The sequence below is a fragment of the Pseudarthrobacter sp. 01T43 genome (assembly GCF_056398665.1).
Genome location: NZ_JBFTPV010000002.1, coordinates 69,378 through 84,114, shown reverse-complemented (window position 1 = coordinate 84,114; position 14,737 = coordinate 69,378). Strand labels below are relative to the sequence as shown.

The 14,737-nt window shown below is 66.5% G+C and carries 15 protein-coding genes; 2 read left to right on the top strand and 13 right to left on the bottom strand.

Annotated features, from left to right (window positions below):
• Nucleotides 1-274: 274 nt before the first annotated feature.
• The 6 genes from AC1DIM_RS02020 to AC1DIM_RS01995 are packed head-to-tail and all read right to left on the bottom strand — an operon-like array spanning nucleotide 275 to nucleotide 5,587.
• On the bottom strand, nucleotides 275-1,105 hold the full coding sequence (locus tag AC1DIM_RS02020; RefSeq protein WP_477708823.1) for a tetratricopeptide repeat protein: 831 nt from the start codon (nucleotides 1,103-1,105) through the stop codon (nucleotides 275-277).
• Nucleotides 1,102-2,187: a vWA domain-containing protein gene (locus tag AC1DIM_RS02015; protein ID WP_477708822.1), complete on the bottom strand. Its 1,086-nt coding sequence runs from the start codon at nucleotides 2,185-2,187 to the stop codon at nucleotides 1,102-1,104. The genes AC1DIM_RS02020 and AC1DIM_RS02015 overlap by 4 nt, the downstream gene beginning before the upstream one ends.
• Nucleotides 2,184-3,236 (bottom strand): VWA domain-containing protein, encoded by a 1,053-nt coding sequence (locus AC1DIM_RS02010; protein WP_477708821.1) that lies wholly within the window; start codon nucleotides 3,234-3,236, stop codon nucleotides 2,184-2,186. The genes AC1DIM_RS02015 and AC1DIM_RS02010 overlap by 4 nt, the downstream gene beginning before the upstream one ends.
• Complete coding sequence (locus AC1DIM_RS02005; protein WP_477708820.1) at nucleotides 3,227-3,697, bottom strand: hypothetical protein; 471 nt, start codon at nucleotides 3,695-3,697, stop codon at nucleotides 3,227-3,229. Before AC1DIM_RS02005 ends, AC1DIM_RS02010 begins: the two co-directional genes overlap by 10 nt.
• On the bottom strand, nucleotides 3,687-4,571 hold the full coding sequence (locus AC1DIM_RS02000) for a DUF58 domain-containing protein (RefSeq protein ID WP_477708819.1): 885 nt from the start codon (nucleotides 4,569-4,571) through the stop codon (nucleotides 3,687-3,689). Before AC1DIM_RS02000 ends, AC1DIM_RS02005 begins: the two co-directional genes overlap by 11 nt.
• A gap of 8 nt (nucleotides 4,572-4,579) precedes the next feature.
• On the bottom strand, nucleotides 4,580-5,587 hold the full coding sequence (locus AC1DIM_RS01995; RefSeq protein WP_477708818.1) for an AAA family ATPase: 1,008 nt from the start codon (nucleotides 5,585-5,587) through the stop codon (nucleotides 4,580-4,582).
• Nucleotides 5,588-5,742: 155 nt separating this feature from the next.
• On the opposite strand from AC1DIM_RS01995, the gene AC1DIM_RS01990 reads away from it, so the two are divergent.
• Complete coding sequence (locus AC1DIM_RS01990) at nucleotides 5,743-5,940, top strand: hypothetical protein (protein WP_477708817.1); 198 nt, start codon at nucleotides 5,743-5,745, stop codon at nucleotides 5,938-5,940.
• 61 nt (nucleotides 5,941-6,001) lie between these two features.
• Here the strand turns inward: AC1DIM_RS01990 and AC1DIM_RS01985 are convergent, their stop codons facing one another.
• The 7 genes from AC1DIM_RS01985 to AC1DIM_RS01955 form a co-directional block, all read right to left on the bottom strand.
• Nucleotides 6,002-6,883 (bottom strand): carbohydrate ABC transporter permease, encoded by an 882-nt coding sequence (locus tag AC1DIM_RS01985; RefSeq protein WP_477708816.1) that lies wholly within the window; start codon nucleotides 6,881-6,883, stop codon nucleotides 6,002-6,004.
• A complete protein-coding gene (locus AC1DIM_RS01980; RefSeq protein ID WP_477708815.1) occupies nucleotides 6,880-7,797 on the bottom strand; it encodes a carbohydrate ABC transporter permease in 918 nt (305 codons plus the stop codon). The genes AC1DIM_RS01985 and AC1DIM_RS01980 overlap by 4 nt, the downstream gene beginning before the upstream one ends.
• A 3-nt stretch (nucleotides 7,798-7,800) precedes the next feature.
• Nucleotides 7,801-9,153 (bottom strand): extracellular solute-binding protein, encoded by a 1,353-nt coding sequence (locus tag AC1DIM_RS01975; RefSeq protein ID WP_477708814.1) that lies wholly within the window; start codon nucleotides 9,151-9,153, stop codon nucleotides 7,801-7,803.
• A gap of 105 nt (nucleotides 9,154-9,258) precedes the next feature.
• On the bottom strand, nucleotides 9,259-10,461 hold the full coding sequence (locus AC1DIM_RS01970; RefSeq protein ID WP_477709103.1) for an ROK family transcriptional regulator: 1,203 nt from the start codon (nucleotides 10,459-10,461) through the stop codon (nucleotides 9,259-9,261).
• Nucleotides 10,462-10,619: 158 nt separating this feature from the next.
• Complete coding sequence (locus AC1DIM_RS01965) at nucleotides 10,620-11,792, bottom strand: class I SAM-dependent methyltransferase (protein WP_477708813.1); 1,173 nt, start codon at nucleotides 11,790-11,792, stop codon at nucleotides 10,620-10,622.
• A 41-nt stretch (nucleotides 11,793-11,833) separates the two neighbouring features.
• The gene (locus tag AC1DIM_RS01960) at nucleotides 11,834-12,892 is read right to left on the bottom strand and encodes an FAD-dependent oxidoreductase (protein WP_477708812.1); all 1,059 of its coding nucleotides are present in this window, start codon (nucleotides 12,890-12,892) and stop codon (nucleotides 11,834-11,836) included.
• A 19-nt stretch (nucleotides 12,893-12,911) separates the two neighbouring features.
• Entirely contained in the window at nucleotides 12,912-13,265 is a 354-nt protein-coding gene (locus tag AC1DIM_RS01955) for a zinc ribbon domain-containing protein YjdM (protein WP_477708811.1), read from the bottom strand.
• An 84-nt stretch (nucleotides 13,266-13,349) separates the two neighbouring features.
• On the opposite strand from AC1DIM_RS01955, the gene AC1DIM_RS01950 reads away from it, so the two are divergent.
• On the top strand, nucleotides 13,350-14,657 hold the full coding sequence (locus AC1DIM_RS01950; RefSeq protein WP_477708810.1) for a class I SAM-dependent methyltransferase: 1,308 nt from the start codon (nucleotides 13,350-13,352) through the stop codon (nucleotides 14,655-14,657).
• Nucleotides 14,658-14,737: the final 80 nt, after the last annotated feature.

Here is a 14,737-nt window from a genome sequence, read left to right as displayed (position 1 = left end):
TGTGACGGTAGGCCGGGCAATGAATTGAGTTTGGGGAACACGGAAAAACTTCACAGGGACGCAGCCGCGACTGTTACGCCTGGACGAAGTTCGCCGTGAGCAAATGTCAGGCCCACATGGGGGCACCCACACCCTCCGGATCGGAGGATCGCTGACACGTTACCTCGGTAACTTGTATAGAACTCTAGGAGCCGCAAGGACCCCGTTCAAGTTGTCCGCCGAATTAAGACGCAGCTTTACGGCTTGTTTCGTGACGGCACAGAATTTTCTTCGCCTACCAGGGCCGGTCCGGCCCGGAACCGAAGTCAGCGTCCCGGAGGTACTCGTCCCGCTCCTGCCCGGAATTCCGCTCTCTCTGGGYCTCCCGGGTGCTGTCCTTGAGCTGGTCGAGCTGGCTTTGGTTCCCCGGTTCGGCCGGTTGATCAGCTTGCCCGGGCTTCTTGGCCGGGTCAGGCGTGGTGGTACCGGCGGCAGCTTCAGTCGATTTTTTGGTTAGCCGTTCTGCCGCCTGCTTCAGCTTGTCTGCCGCCCCGGGCCCGGAGTCGCCCACGGCGCTGGGGTTTACGCAGCCGTCCGGGGCTGCCTTGACAACCGCCAGGCCTTCGGCGAAGAGCCGGGCCGCGGCCGTCGGGTCCTCCGCCGTGGCTTTGGCATCACCGAGGCGTTCGATGCTGAGCGCCAGGTTGACCCGGATGAAGCATTCATCGGTCCGGCCCGCCAGCTGCAGTGCCTCCTCGAAGCTGCGGCGGGCTCCGGTGTAGTCCCCGGCGAGGAACAAGCCGTCACCTGCCGCGAAGGGCGCCTTGTGCGGTTCCGTGAAGTTGGCGATGCGGAGCCCCGCCGCGGCATCGGCCACTGCGCCGGAGTCGCCGGCGTCGAAAGCCCTGCCTGCATTCCCGCCGAGCATACCCACACTGAGCAGCTTGGCGGCCAAGCACAGGACCAGCAGGACCGGCAGGAGGGACCACCACAGCAGGCGGCGACGGCGTTGCAGACCGGCCTCAGGAGACCGGCCGTCTGTGGACAATTCACGTGAGGACGGGCCAGGTGCGGACTTGGCACGTGGGGCCGGGGAATTCGTGGGGGCCTTTGCCGGGATTTTCATTTCCGCGCCTCCGCCAGGGTTCGGGCAGCGTCCGGACTCACCCGTGCAGCCGGGAGCCGGCGCCACTGGCGTAGGAGCAGGACCGCCTCCCGCAGACCCAGCAGGAACGCGCCAAGTGCGAAGATCCAGTAGAGCTCACGGCGGCCGTCCAGACCGGCGCCATCCGGTGCCCGTTCGAGCTTGCCGGGATCCGCTGCCTGCATCATCGGCGCCACGGCATCGCCGGCCGAACGGTGGACATACGGAACCCCCAACTGGGCGGCGATCCACTGCAGCTTCCCTTCATCGATGACGGACAGCGCGTCCCTGCCAACTCCTGCGGTCCGGTCCTGGATGTAGCCCGCCCCGCCGTTACTGCCCGAACGCGGCCCGGTAGTCTCCCTCATCCGGCCGCCTTCCGGGGTGCCGTAGCCCAGCACGGCTCCCCCGTTGACCAGGCCGCCGTCGACCTTGATGGCCTCGGGTGCCGCGGCACTGGTCTGTTCCCCGTCGCCCAGGTAGTAGACCAGCCGGGGCCGTTCGGGGTGGCTGTCGCGCGCTGAACGCAGCCGCTCAGCCAGCAGCTTTCGGGCAGCCGTGATGCTGCTCCCCTTTGAAAAGGCGGTCACCTGCGGCTGCAGGACAGTGACGGCAGTATCCAGGGCGGACGTGTCTGTGGTGAGCGGCATTCGGACAATGGCGTTGCTGTCGAACGTCAGGAGGGAAAAACGGGCTCCGGCCAGTTCGCCCGCGATGGCCATGATGTCCTGGCGGACACCGTCGAGCCTGGGCGAGTGGTCACCATAGTCTTCGGCCACGATGCTGCTGCTGGTGTCCACCATAAAGAAGACATTGACGTCCGCAGTGGCGGCCTGGGCGGTGCCGCCGGGAACCCCCGGCCTGAGGGCAGCGGCCAGGAGCAACAGCACCAGGCCGCTCCTGAACAGCCACTCACGGAACTGGCTGCCGTCGCTGCGGATGCGGCTGCCGGCGCGGGCGCCGCGCTGCCGTGACGCCCGGACCAGCTGCCAGCCCAGAAACAGCCCGGCGACGGCCATGAAGGTGGCCATCAGCCACCAGGGCAGGATGGGTTGCAGGGTCATGGCCTCAGCCGCCAGGACGCGCCTGCCAGGACCAACCCGGACAGAAGTGCCACCGTCAGTGGCACGTCTGGCAGGTCCGAGACCACGGCGCGCGGCGCGCCCTTCATCGCGGCAGCTTCCGTAGCCTGAACTCTGCGTACGATGTCCGCCACGGCATCCGGGGTGTCCAGCGGGTAGTAGGCCCCGCCGGTGGCTTCGGCTGTTGCGCGCAGCCTGGCACCGGGCTGCCCGGGCCCGGGACCGTAATCGAAGTCACCGGGATTCAGCGCGTACACCCGGACGCCGCGCTCCTGGGCCAGGGCACCCGACTGCTCCAGGGTGAAGATCGGATCGCCGGAGAGGTAGTTGTCTGTGGCCAGGACAACCGAACGCGAGCGCTGCTTGCCTGCATCCTGGTTTGTGCCAGCGCCGTTTCCAGAGCCGGCGCTGCCAGAGGCCCCGTTTTCAGAGCCAGCTGCGCCTGGGAAGCCGTTGACGCAGGACGCCAGGCCGTCGCCGATCAGCGACGATCCCCGGCCGCTCCACGTGCCGTCCAGGAAGCCCGCACTGCCGGAGTCTCCGTCGAAGGCGGCCTTGGCAAGCTTGAGCTGTTCCTGCACGTATTCGTAGTCATCAGTGAGCGGGAAGACCTGGACGGCGCTGCTGTCGAAGATGGTGAGCCCGATCCTTTCGCCGTCGAAGTCCTTCGCCAGGATGCCAAAGACCTCCACCACGGCAGAATCTGCGCTGCTCATGGAGCCGGAACTGTCGAGGCACAGCATGATGTCCCGGTTCCGCTGCTCCGGCCGGATGGTGGTCAGCTCCATCGGGCGGGCCGCCGCGGCCACGGCGGACACCAGCAGGGTCCCGGCCGCGAGCGCCGCCAGGGCGAGCCAGCGGCGGTGGCGCCGGAGGGCAGCCTGGTATTCGGGCAGGGCGGTGAGGCGGTCCGCATGGGCCACCGGCCGGCGTCGTGCGTTTGCCTGCGGGTCCGGGCGGAAGGCACGCCAGAGGGCCACCGCCACCAGGAGCAGCGCGAACGGGATCAGCCACCAAAACATCAGTTCCATTGCCACACCGCCTGGCGGGCCGTCTCGGCCGATTGCCCAAGCGGCGGCAGCGGCTCCACCCCGAACTCCCCCGGATAGATCCGGCGGACCGCCTCGGCGATACCGGGCAGCGGGTGCCCGTGCAGCTCCGCCAGGGTCATCCGGGGCGCGTCCACCCCGGTAACGTCCCGGGCAAACCGGCGCACCAACAGGCTCAGCTCCTGATGCGATTCGCGGGCTGTCAGTAACCCGGCATCGGCGTCGGCAGTCACGGCGTCAATCCTCAGCAGGTAGGCCTCCTTGAGGTCATGAAGGTCCGACGGCGGAGTGAACCGGGCAGGCGGTGCCGGTGACCTCCGCTGGCGGGTGCTGAGGAACACGAAGCAGTACCAGCCCAGGGCCAGGGTGAGCAGGGCAACGCCTGCCCACATCCAGCCCTGGCTGTACTGGAGCGGCCCGATTAGGCCGGGATCAGCCTGCACGCCGGTGCCTTTCCAAGAGGGCAAACAATTCCGTCATCACCGTGCTGCTACCTGTCACGTGGCCTTCGGTGATGCCGGCACGGCGGAACATGGCCTGCCTGCCGGCGTCCCGCTCCCCTGCTGCCTTTGCATACGCCTGGATGATTGCCGGTGACGCAGCCAGGTGCCCCGGCAGCGCCGCGAAGTCAGCCACACCGAAGGCGTCCTGCATGGCGCCGTCGGCCCCGGCGAGGTCCGCGTCGCGGAGGGTGAGCCAGAGGATTTCGTGCTGGGCCCGCAGCCGGCACAGCAGCTGTTCGGTGTCCGGGCTGGCGGCGAGTTCATCAGCAACGACGAAGAGCAGGAACCTGCCCTTGACCGTGCGCGCCACGTGTTGCAGCTGCGCCTCGATCCTGCTGGGGCCTGCGTCCAGGGTTGTGGCTGAATCAACCTCCCGCAGGATCCGTTCCAAGTGGGCCTCCCCCGCCTTGGCCGGGATGGTGTGCGTGCCGTGACCGTCACCGCAAACCAGGCCCACCACGTCACCGTGCCGGTGCGCGAGGTAGCCCACTACTCCCAGGGCCATCACGGCGATATCCTTCTTAGGTTCGCCGTCACGGGCTTCCGCCGCCATGTTCCGGCCCGTATCAGTCACCAGCAGGACGGTCTGCCGCCGCACGGCCACATAACGTTTGATGAGCGGCGACCCGTGCCGGGCCGAAGCCTTCCAGTCGATGTCACGGACCTCGTCGCCGGGGATGTAGGCGCGGAGGTCGTCAAAGTCGAGGCTGCGGCCCCGGAAGACTGAACCGTATTCGCCGTCGAGCATGCCACGGGCCCGGCGGTGGGCGAAGATGGCCATCTTCGACTTCACGCGCTGGAGGAGGCTGGTCAAGGCCGGGCTCAGGGCGTCTGCACGGAGGCCACGATGGCGTCAATGACCGTCTCCACCGGCACCTGCTCGGCAACAGCGTCAAACCCCAGGATCAGGCGGTGCCGCAGCACACGGTGCGCGAGGGACTTCACGTCTTCCGGGAGCACATGGTCCCTGCCGTTGAGGAGCGCCACGGCCCGGGCAGCCTGGCTGAAGGCAATGCTGGCGCGCGGGCTGGCACCGAACTCGATGAACCCCGCCAGCCGGCCGTCGATGTACTGCCTGGCGTTGCGGGTGACAAACACCAGCCCCACGATGTAGTTGATGATGGCGGGGTCGATGTAGATCCGGCGGACCAGGTCCTGCACCTCCACCACGGCGTCCAGCGAAGCAGCGGCGGGAGGTCTCTGCTCCCCGGTGAAGATGCCGGCATCAATCCGCCGGAGGATCTCCGTTTCCTCGGCGGGCGACGGATAATCCAGCACATCCTTGAGCATAAAGCGGTCCATCTGCGCCTCCGGCAGCTGGTACGTGCCCTCCTGCTCGATCGGGTTCTGCGTGGCGAGCACCAGGAACGGCGCGGGCAGTTTGTACTCCTGCCCGCCGATGGACGTCTGCCGTTCCTGCATCGCTTCGAGCATGGCGCTTTGGGTCTTGGCGCTGGAGCGGTTGATCTCATCGAGCAGGACGATGTTGGCATGCACCGGACCCAGCTGCGTGATGAAGGTGCCCTTGACGGCGTCGTAAATCTGCGTTCCCACGATGTCGCTCGGCAGCAGGTCCGGGGTGCACTGGATCCGCCGGAACTCCGCACTCACGGCCTCGGCCACGGTCTGGGCGGCGGTGGTCTTCGCCAGCCCCGGAACACTTTCCAGCAGGATGTGCCCGCCGGTCAGGAGGCCCACCAGCAGGGACTCACGAAGCCGTGCCTGGCCCACCACTTTGGCATCGAAGCTGCGGGAAATGTTCGCCACCACCTGCTGTGCACGGGCCAGTTCCGCCGGTTCGATGCGTGCAGGCGCACTGGTCTGAAGCAATGGAATTCCCCCTGATGGCTGCTGCCTGGTGACCGTGGACTGACGGTTGAGCCGGGCGGCTGCACGCCGCCCGCCATCCCATCCAAGCCAGCTGCGATCCGGACCGCCATGGGGACCCCTCCCCATGGCGGGTCCGTCAGGTCTATCCTGTTGGAATGATTGAGCTACCAGCCAGTTACCAGGACTATCTCGCCGACAAAAGCGCGAGTTTCGTCAACACCGTTCGGCCCATCCTGATGCAGTCGGCGGCGGATCAGGCCCACGGTGTGCGGGTACTTAACCTGCCTCACGGCCATCAGGCCCACCTCGATGACAGCATCCCCTTTGGGACTGTCATTGAAGACATCGACTGACTGCTTCGGCCCGGCAGGTCTAGGGTGTGTTGCTAAAACCCTGATTTGATCCAGGTCAGGTCTAGCCTTTGACGGCACCTGACAGGGCGAAGGAGTTGCCGGCGCCTCTGGCCACAATGACGTAGAGGGCCAGGACCGGCACCGAGTACAGGATGGAAAAGGCGGCCAACTGGCCATAAGCGACTGCCCCATGCTGCCCGAAGAAGCTGAAGATCGACACTGCCGCGGGCTGCCGGGCTTCGGACAGGAGCAGCACGAAGGGAACAAAGAAGTTCCCCCAGGCCTGGATGAACACAAAGATGAACACCACGCCCAGCCCCTGCCGCATCAACGGCAACACGATGGTCCGCAGGGCCATCAATCCGGAGGCGCCATCCACCCAGGCTGCCTCTTCCAGCGATACCGGCACTGCGTCCATGAAGTTCTTCGTCATCCAGATCGCCATGGGCAGCGTGGTGGTGGYCATGAAGAAAATCGTGGCTGCCATGGAATCCAGGAGGTTCAGCTGCACAAACAGGCCATACACCGGGACCATGATGGCGGTGATCGGCAGGCACGTCCCGAACAGGATCGTATACATAAAAGGCCTGTTGAACCGGGACTGGTACCGGGAGAGCGGGTAGGCCGCCAGGACTGCTGCTACGAGGTTGACGGCGGCAGTCCCGGCGGACAGCACCATGCTGTTCCACAGTGGCTGGAACAGCAGCCCCGGTGTCGTGATCGCCGCGAAGTTGGTGAGGGAGAGCTGCCTGGGGAGCCGCACCTCGTGACCGGCGGAGGCATCAAGGGAGGCCAATACCAGCCACAGCAGCGGCAGCACAAAACAGGCGCCTATCAGGATCAGGGCTGCGTCCGCCGGAACACGGGCACGCTGCTGCGCCCGAGAGACCGCACCGGCTCCCCACGGCCGCGGTGCCCCTGCGGCCCGCCCCGGCGTCGTCATTGCTTGGACACCCGCAGGAGCCGGACATAGGCCGCACCGAAAACCAGGCCAATCAGGATCAGCACGGACGCCACTGCCGTTCCGTACCCGATGTCACCGAACTTGAAGGCCTCCTGGTATGCCAGGACTGGCAGTGTTGTGCTGGCATTGGCGGGGCCGCCCGCCGTCATGACCCAGATGAGGGTGAAGACAGCCAGCGTCTGCAGCGTGATGAGCATGAGGTTGGTGGCGATGCTGCCGCGGATCATCGGGAGGGTCACGTAGGCCAGCCGCTGCCAGCCGCTGGCGCCGTCCATCAGGGCCGCCTCCGTGACCTCGCCGGGAACATCGTCCAGGGCGGCGCGGTACACCAGCATGGAGAAGGCCGTGCCGCGCCAAATGTTGGCGAGCATGATGGCCACCATCGGAAACGAGTACAGCCAGTCGGGCCGGCCGAGTCCCAGAGAGCCCAGGACCTGGTTCAGCGTCCCGTCTCGGCTGAAGTACGCGTAAGCGGCGAACGCCGCCACAATCTCCGGCAGCACCCAGGCAGCCACCACCGCGGTTCCGACGACGGCGGCCACCGGCCGGCGCGCCCGCCTCATCAGGATGGCGATAGCCAGTCCCAGCAGGTTCTGGCCCACGATGGCCGAGCCCGCGACGAAGATGACGGTCAGGGTAAGGGAGAGGGGCAGCACCGGATCGGTGAAGAGGCGCTGGTAATTCTCGAGCCCTACCCAGCCAGGGCTGCGGGCGTTGCGGCCGGTCAGGGCGGCGTTGGTGAACGAGGCGTGGAAGGCCCACAGGACGGGGCCGGCCAGGAACACCAGCAGGAGCAGCACGGCCGGGAGCACCGGCAGCAGCCGCGCCCGCCGACGCAGCAGCTGATGAACCCGGCTTGCGGCGCGCCGCCGCGGGGAAAGGGTAGTTGCCACGGGCTACTTTATAACAGTTTTGGCGTCACCCACGATGCCCTTCGCCGCCGTGTCATACTCTGCAGCGGCCTGCGCAGGGGATTTCGCACCGGTGATCACAGCCTCGGTGGCCGCCTGGACTGCCGCCGAGATCCGTGGGTAATCGGCCGTGGCCGGGCGGTAGTGCGTGACAGCCACAAGCTCGGAGACATCCTTCACAAACGGGTTGGCCCCTTGGTACGCGGCATCAGCGGCGACGTCCTTACGCACGGCAATCTGGGAGCTTGCGATGTCGAAGGCCAGGGAGTTCTTCCGGTTCAAGGCAGTGGCGAGGAAATCGAACGCCAGCTGGGGGTCCTTGGTCCCTGCCCCGGCCGCCAGCGTCCACCCGCCGGACATGCTGACTCCGCCGGGCGCCTGGCCGTTCTGCGTGGGGAAAGCGGTCACGCCCATGTCCTGGCCGTACTCCGGCCACTCGTAGCTGCCGCCCTTCTGCCAAAAGGAKGGCGTGTAGGAACCTTCCACCGTGGCGGCCATCTTGCCCTGCGGGAGCCACTCCCCGAAGACCTTCTTCCACACGTTTGCGTCGAGGGCCTCGGCCGGGGAGACAGCCAGCTTTTCGTCATAGAGGGTTTTGAGGAAGCCCAGCGAGTCCTTGAATCCCTGCGACCCCAGCACCCACTTCTTGGCCTGAGCGTCGTAGAGTTCGGCCCCGGTTCCGTAGAGCAGCTCGTAGAAGCTCTGCATCACGGTGCCTTCGCCGGTGGCCTTGCCGGCGTACATGTTGAACGGCACCACGGCGGGGTTGCTCGCCTTGATTTTCCGGGCGGTGTCCAGGATGTCCTGCCAGGTGCGGGGCTCCCAGGGGACACCGACGCCTGCAGCCGCGAGGACTTTTTTGTTGTACCAGATGGCCCGGGTGTCGGTGCCCAGGGGGACCGCGTACGTGCCGCCGTCGTCCCCCAGTCCCGCGGCTTTGGCACCCTCCTCAAACGTGTCCCAGTCCTTCCACCCGTCGAGGTGGCTGTCCAGTTTAAGGAGATACCCGGCGTCAACGTCGGAGCGAACCTTAAACGTGTCCTCGTAGAAAACGTCCGGGGCTGTGGAAGGCGAGCGAAGGGCCAGGGCAAGCTTGGTGCCGTAGTCGTCGTCGTTCGCCTGGATAGGCTCCAAGGCAACCGTGACGCCTTGGTGCGCGRCTTCAAATTCCTCCTTGGCCGCCTGGAACATACTGTCCAGTGCGGTGAAGGAGTCCGTCTTCTGGTAGACCACCTTGAGGGTTTTGGTTTCCGCTTGGGGCGCGGCTGGTGAACACGCCGTCAGCGCAATGACGACTGCCGCGCTGAATGACGTGATTTTGAAGGCCCGAGGACGCATGATGCTCCATTCAATCAATGGCTGCTGTCCCTTTTGACTGCGGGCCCCAGCCGCGGCGATATGCACATGCTAGATGGGCCCCCTGCCGCAGGCAAGGAGCCGCGGTTAGACTTCCAGCAGAAGCCGCTGTGCCCGCGGCGCCAGGGTATGCTCCAGGACCAGGCAGGCAGCACCAATGGCGCCAACATCCTCACCCACTCCCGTGCCCACAACCTCGATGGTATGGATCAGGCGGGCCGCGCTGTTGGCATCCACCAGCGCCGGGATTTTCTCAAGGTAGCGGTCCGCGATCCGGCTCCAGAACGGGCCGCCGAACACCACCCTTTCCACATCCAGCGTGTTGGTGACCACCGAGACCGCCCGCGCCACGAGGACTGCCGACTTGTCGATGATGGCCAGTGCTTTCTCATCGCCGGCGTCGGCGAGGTCGCACAGCTGGGCGAAGCTTTCCTGCACCTCAGCGCCGCTGGTGTGCTCCGCGGAACCATCGAGAATTCCGGCAGCAACGGCTTCCGCCACCAGCACCTTCGGGATGACAGAAGACTTCACGCAGCCCCGCAGGCCGCAGTCACAGGCCGGGCCGTCCGGATCCACCACGATGTGGCCGATCTCACCGGCGTTCCCTGACGTTCCACGCACCACTTCATCGTTGAGCACAATGCCGCAGCCGATGCCAGTGCCCATGTACATAAACACGAAGCTCCCCGCGCCGCTGGGGCCGCCGGCCCAGGTTTCGGCGACGGCTGCGCTGGTGACGTCCTTGTCCACCAGAACGGAGTACCCGGTGGCCTTGGCCAGGGCGTTCCGGAGTTCAACCCGGTCCCAGCCCGGCAGCAGCGGCGGGTCAACCACGGTGCCGTTGTCCAAATCGATCGGTCCGGGGGCAGCCAGGCCCAGGCCCGCGATCTTAGTCGTGTCCACACCGGATTCTGCAACCAGCAGTCCGATTTCGGTGGCCATGGTGGCGATCGTGGCGGCGGGATCGTTGCCGCCGGGGGTTTTAATGCGGGAATGCTGCACCACTGCGCCCACAAGGTCAAGGACCACAAAGGTGGTAACGGCGGGGTCCAGGTGGACGCCCACGGCATACATGCCCGCCGGGTTGAGCCGCAGCATGGTGCGCGGTTTGCCCGGACCGCTGCCTTCCTTGCCGGCTTCAACAATCAGGTGCTGGTCCAGGAGGCGGCGCGAAATGTTGGAGATGGTCTGCGGCGAGAGGCCCACGATCTGGGCCAGTTCAACGCGGCTCAGGCCGCCTGATGACCGCCGGATGGCATCGAGGATCACCGTCAGGTTGAAGTCCCCCATGCGCGGCAGGTTGGTCCCGCGCCGTGGAGCCGAGGGCTGGCGTATTTCTGGCACGGTCTCCCCTATGGTTTGCGGCCGCGTAATGATGATGTCTGAATGGTACGTTACCGCCTAACGCACGCCCAGAGCCGGAACCAGAGCACGACGCGGCCGGATGCCTAGGCCCGCTTAGTGCTGACCGCCACCGTGAATTTCGGGTTGTTGCCCCTGACCGTGGTGGGGCCGACCAAACGCTCCAGTACGGAGAGATAGTGCAGATGGCGGTTGAAGACTGTCCACAATTGGCCGCCTGGGGCAAGGACCCTGGCTGCCGCCTCGAACAGCTTTGTTCCGGCCCCGGCATGAACGCTGGCGCCCAGATGGAACGGCGGGTTCAACAGGATCAGATCGGCGCTTTGCGCGGGCAGTGTGCTCATGGCGTCATCCTGCAGTGCGGTGATCCGGTCCGCGAGGCCGTTTACCCGGGAAGTGGCTTGTGCCGACGCGACGGCAGCGGCGGATCGGTCCGTGGCCGTGACCCGGGTTCCGGGATTCTGCCGGGCGTACATGGCAGCGAGAATACCGGTGCCGCACCCGAGGTCCACGGCATGCCGGGCCGCGGGCATCTCCGGCAGGAAGGTCAACAGGAACCTGGTGCCGATGTCCAGCTTCGTGCCGGCGAAAACGGCGCCGTGCGCAGCAACGTCAAGGTCCAGTTCGGCCAGGTGTTCGACGGCGGGGCGTCCGACAGCGGGGTGCTCGCTGTCCGCGGCCTCTTCCTCCGTGGCGGTATCCGTAGAGGCCGGCCTGGCCCCACTGGCGATGATGAGCCGGGACTTTTGCCGGGCCAGCTGGGGCTGGACGGTCCGGAAGTGGCGCTCCAGGACAGCGTTCATCCCCAGCGACATGTGCTTGATCCGCCCGCCGGCGATGAGCACAGCGTCCGGGGCCGCGTACCGGGCCACGGCGTCGGCGATTTCCTCGAGTTCGGCCAGGGTCCTGGGCAGCTGCAGCAGCACGGTCCCCGCACCAATAAGCAATTGCTCCCCCAGCGGCAACTGCTCGAAGCCTGCCAGCCCCAGGGCAGTTGCGTTGTTCCGCAGGGCGCGCTCGCCCGTGATGAGGTCCTCGTGCACGCGGACGCGCCGGACTCCGAGTGTTGACAGGGCGCCGAGGGTCAGAGCACCGTAGCGGTCACCGATTACTGCCAGGCGACTGTCCGGACCTAGCCGGCCGGCCGCGGCTTCAAGCAGGAGCCTGTCCGTGGCGTCCCAGGCCTGCAGGTTGGGCGCCTCGACGTCCGGGTATCGCCTGAGCGTGCCGAAGATGTCCTCAAGGCTGTTCTCTGCCACGTGGTTCCTGCCGTCCGGGAGTGTGCTGGGTGTTGGGGCTGTCACTGCTGAAACGCAGGCAGCTTCAGGATGGCCGCCACGGCCGCCCTGCCCGCGCGGTTCGCGCCGATGGTGGACGACGACGGGCCGTAGCCCACCAGGTGCACGCGCGGCTCGGCCGCCACTTGGGTTCCTTCCATGGCGATCCCGCCGCCTGGTCCCCTGAGGTGCAGCGGCGCGAGGTGGTCAAGCTCGGCACGGAATCCCGTTGCCCATAGGATCACGTCTGCCCGGAGGAGGCTGCCATCGGTGAGCCGGACGCCGTCGGGCTCTATGGAAGTGAACATGGGCTGCCGGTGCAGCGCGCCCCGCTTTTCTGCAGCCCGGAGGGCGGGCGTCCAGATGAGGCCCGTCACGGCCACGACACTTTGCGGGGGCAGCCCCTGCCGGACGCGTTCTTCAACGAGGGCGACGGCGTTGTGCCCGGCCTGGGAGTCGAACGTGGCGTCACGCCATTCGGGCTCGCGCCGGGTGAACCAGCTGGTGGTGGTGACCTGTGAGATCTCGTCCAGCAGCCCGACGGCGGAAATCCCGCCGCCCACCACGAGGACGTGAAGGCCGCGGAATTCGTCTGCGGAGACGTAATCGGCCACGTGCAGCTGCCGGCCTTGGAACGTGGAGCGGCCCGGATAGATGGGCCAGAACGGCCTGGTCCAGGTGCCGGTGGCGTTGATGACCGCCTTGGCTGACCAGTTACCCCGGTCAGAACCGACCCTCAGTCTCCCCGACGGGTCCGTATCCTCTTTGGTAACGGAAGCGACCTTGACCGGCCGAAGGACCTTGATCCCGACTTCCCGCTCGTAGGCATCGAAGTACCGGCTCAGGAACTCTGAGCTGGGTTCCGCCGGGTCCACGTCGGGCTTGGCGATTCCGGGGAGGTCGCTGATGCCGTTGACTGTGGCCATGACGAGGCTTTTCCAGCGATGCCGCCACGCACCGCCGGGACCTTTCTCGGCGTCGAGGACTTGGTATTCGAGTCCCCTGCGCTGCAGGTGGTAGGCCGCCGAGAGCCCTGCCTGCCCCGCGCCGATGACCACAACGTCGGTAGTTTCGTTTTCCATATCTGCTGGCCGGGTTCCGCTAGACCTTCTTCACCACGGAGGATTTCAGCTGCATGGGCCCCACGCCATCCACTTTGCAGTCGATGTCGTGATCGCCCACACCGTCCACGAGCCTGATGCCGCGGACTTTGGTTCCCACTTTGATGACACTGGAACTGCCCTTGATTTTCAGGTCCTTGACCACCGTCACGGTATCGCCGTCCGCCAGGACGTTGCCCACCGCATCCTTGATGACCCGCGGCCCGGTTTCCCCGGCCTCGGGCGTTGCCCCGGCGGCCCACTCGTAGCCGCACTCCGGGCAAACCAGGAGCGCACCCATCTCGTAGGTGTAGACACTGGCACATTCGGGGCACGGCGGCAGGGACTCATTCACTCCCCCATGATAATCGGGCCGCTGCACTGACAGGCGCGCGCCGTCGTCGTACTGTTGGGCCATACCTGAAGAAAGGCACGGACCATGGCAACGGAAAATCGGGCAGCGTCACTGCTGGCGAAAGCGCTGGGCATCGTCCTGGGTACTGATGAGATTCCTCTCAGGTTGCGCGCATGGGATGGTTCCGAGGCAGGGCCGCCGGACGCACCGGTACTCGAGTTCAGGTCCCGCCGGGCGCTGCGTCGCATATTGTGGTCGCCCGGTCAGCTGGGGTTGAGCCGGGCGTACGTTGCCGGGGAGATCGACGCGCCGGGCGATATCTTCGCGGCCTTCGCCGCCCTGAGCTCGGTGGGCAAGTTTTCCGAGCCCGGCCCCTTCCGGCCGCTGGCGCCCCGCGAGCTGGCCACGCTGCTGGGTACGGCCGTCCGGCTGGGGGCGGTGGGCCCCAACCCGGCCCCGCCGCCGGAAGAGGCAAGGGTCACCCGGCGGGGGCAACTCCACACGCGGCAGCGGGATGCGGCGGCAATCTCGCACCATTACGACGTCGGTAACGACTTTTACGCCCTCGTGCTGGGAGCGTCGATGGTCTACTCGTGCGCCGTGTGGGGTGAGGCCTCCTACGCGGACAACAGCGGGCTTCCGGCCGGGCTGGACGGGGCGCAGAAGGCCAAGCTGGACCTGGTCTGCCGGAAGCTCGGCCTCAAGCCCGGGATGAGGGTGCTGGACGTGGGCTGCGGCTGGGGCAGCTTTGCCCTGCACGCGGCCCAGAGCTACGGCGTCACCGTGGTGGGGGTGACCCTCTCTTCGGAGCAGGCTGTGTTTGCCCGCAAGCGGGCCGCCGAGGCGGGCCTGACTGAAAAGATTGACATCCGTGTGCAGGATTATCGGGATATCGACGACGGCCCCTTTGACGCGATCAGTTCCATTGGTATGTCCGAGCACGTCGGCCGGGAACAGATGCCGCACTATGCGGGGGTGCTGCACGGCCTGCTCCGTCCCGGCGGCCGGCTGCTCAACCACGCCATTTCCTGGAATGCCGGGCCCACCAAACCGGACCCTGACTCGTTTATCCCGCGCTACGTCTTCCCGGACGGCGAAATGCTCAGCCTCGGCGAAGTGGTCACCGCGCTGGAGGGCGGCGGGTTCGAGGTCCTTGACGTTGAGGCCTTGCGCCAGCACTACGCCCTGACGCTGCGGGCGTGGGTTCGACGGCTGGAGACCAACTGGGACGAAGCCGTTGGCCTCACAAGCCTGGGACGGGCGCGGATATGGCGGCTGTACATGGCCTCGAGCGCCCTGGGCTTTGAAGCCGGCATGACGGGAGTAAACCAGATCCTGGTCCAGCGTGCCGGCGGAGACCAGCCGCCGCTGCGCCGGACGGGTTGGATCTGAGCCATCTGGATCTGACTGCCTGAGCTGTGTGCCAGCGGCAGCGGCAGCGCCATCGCCATCGGCATCGGCATCGGCATCGG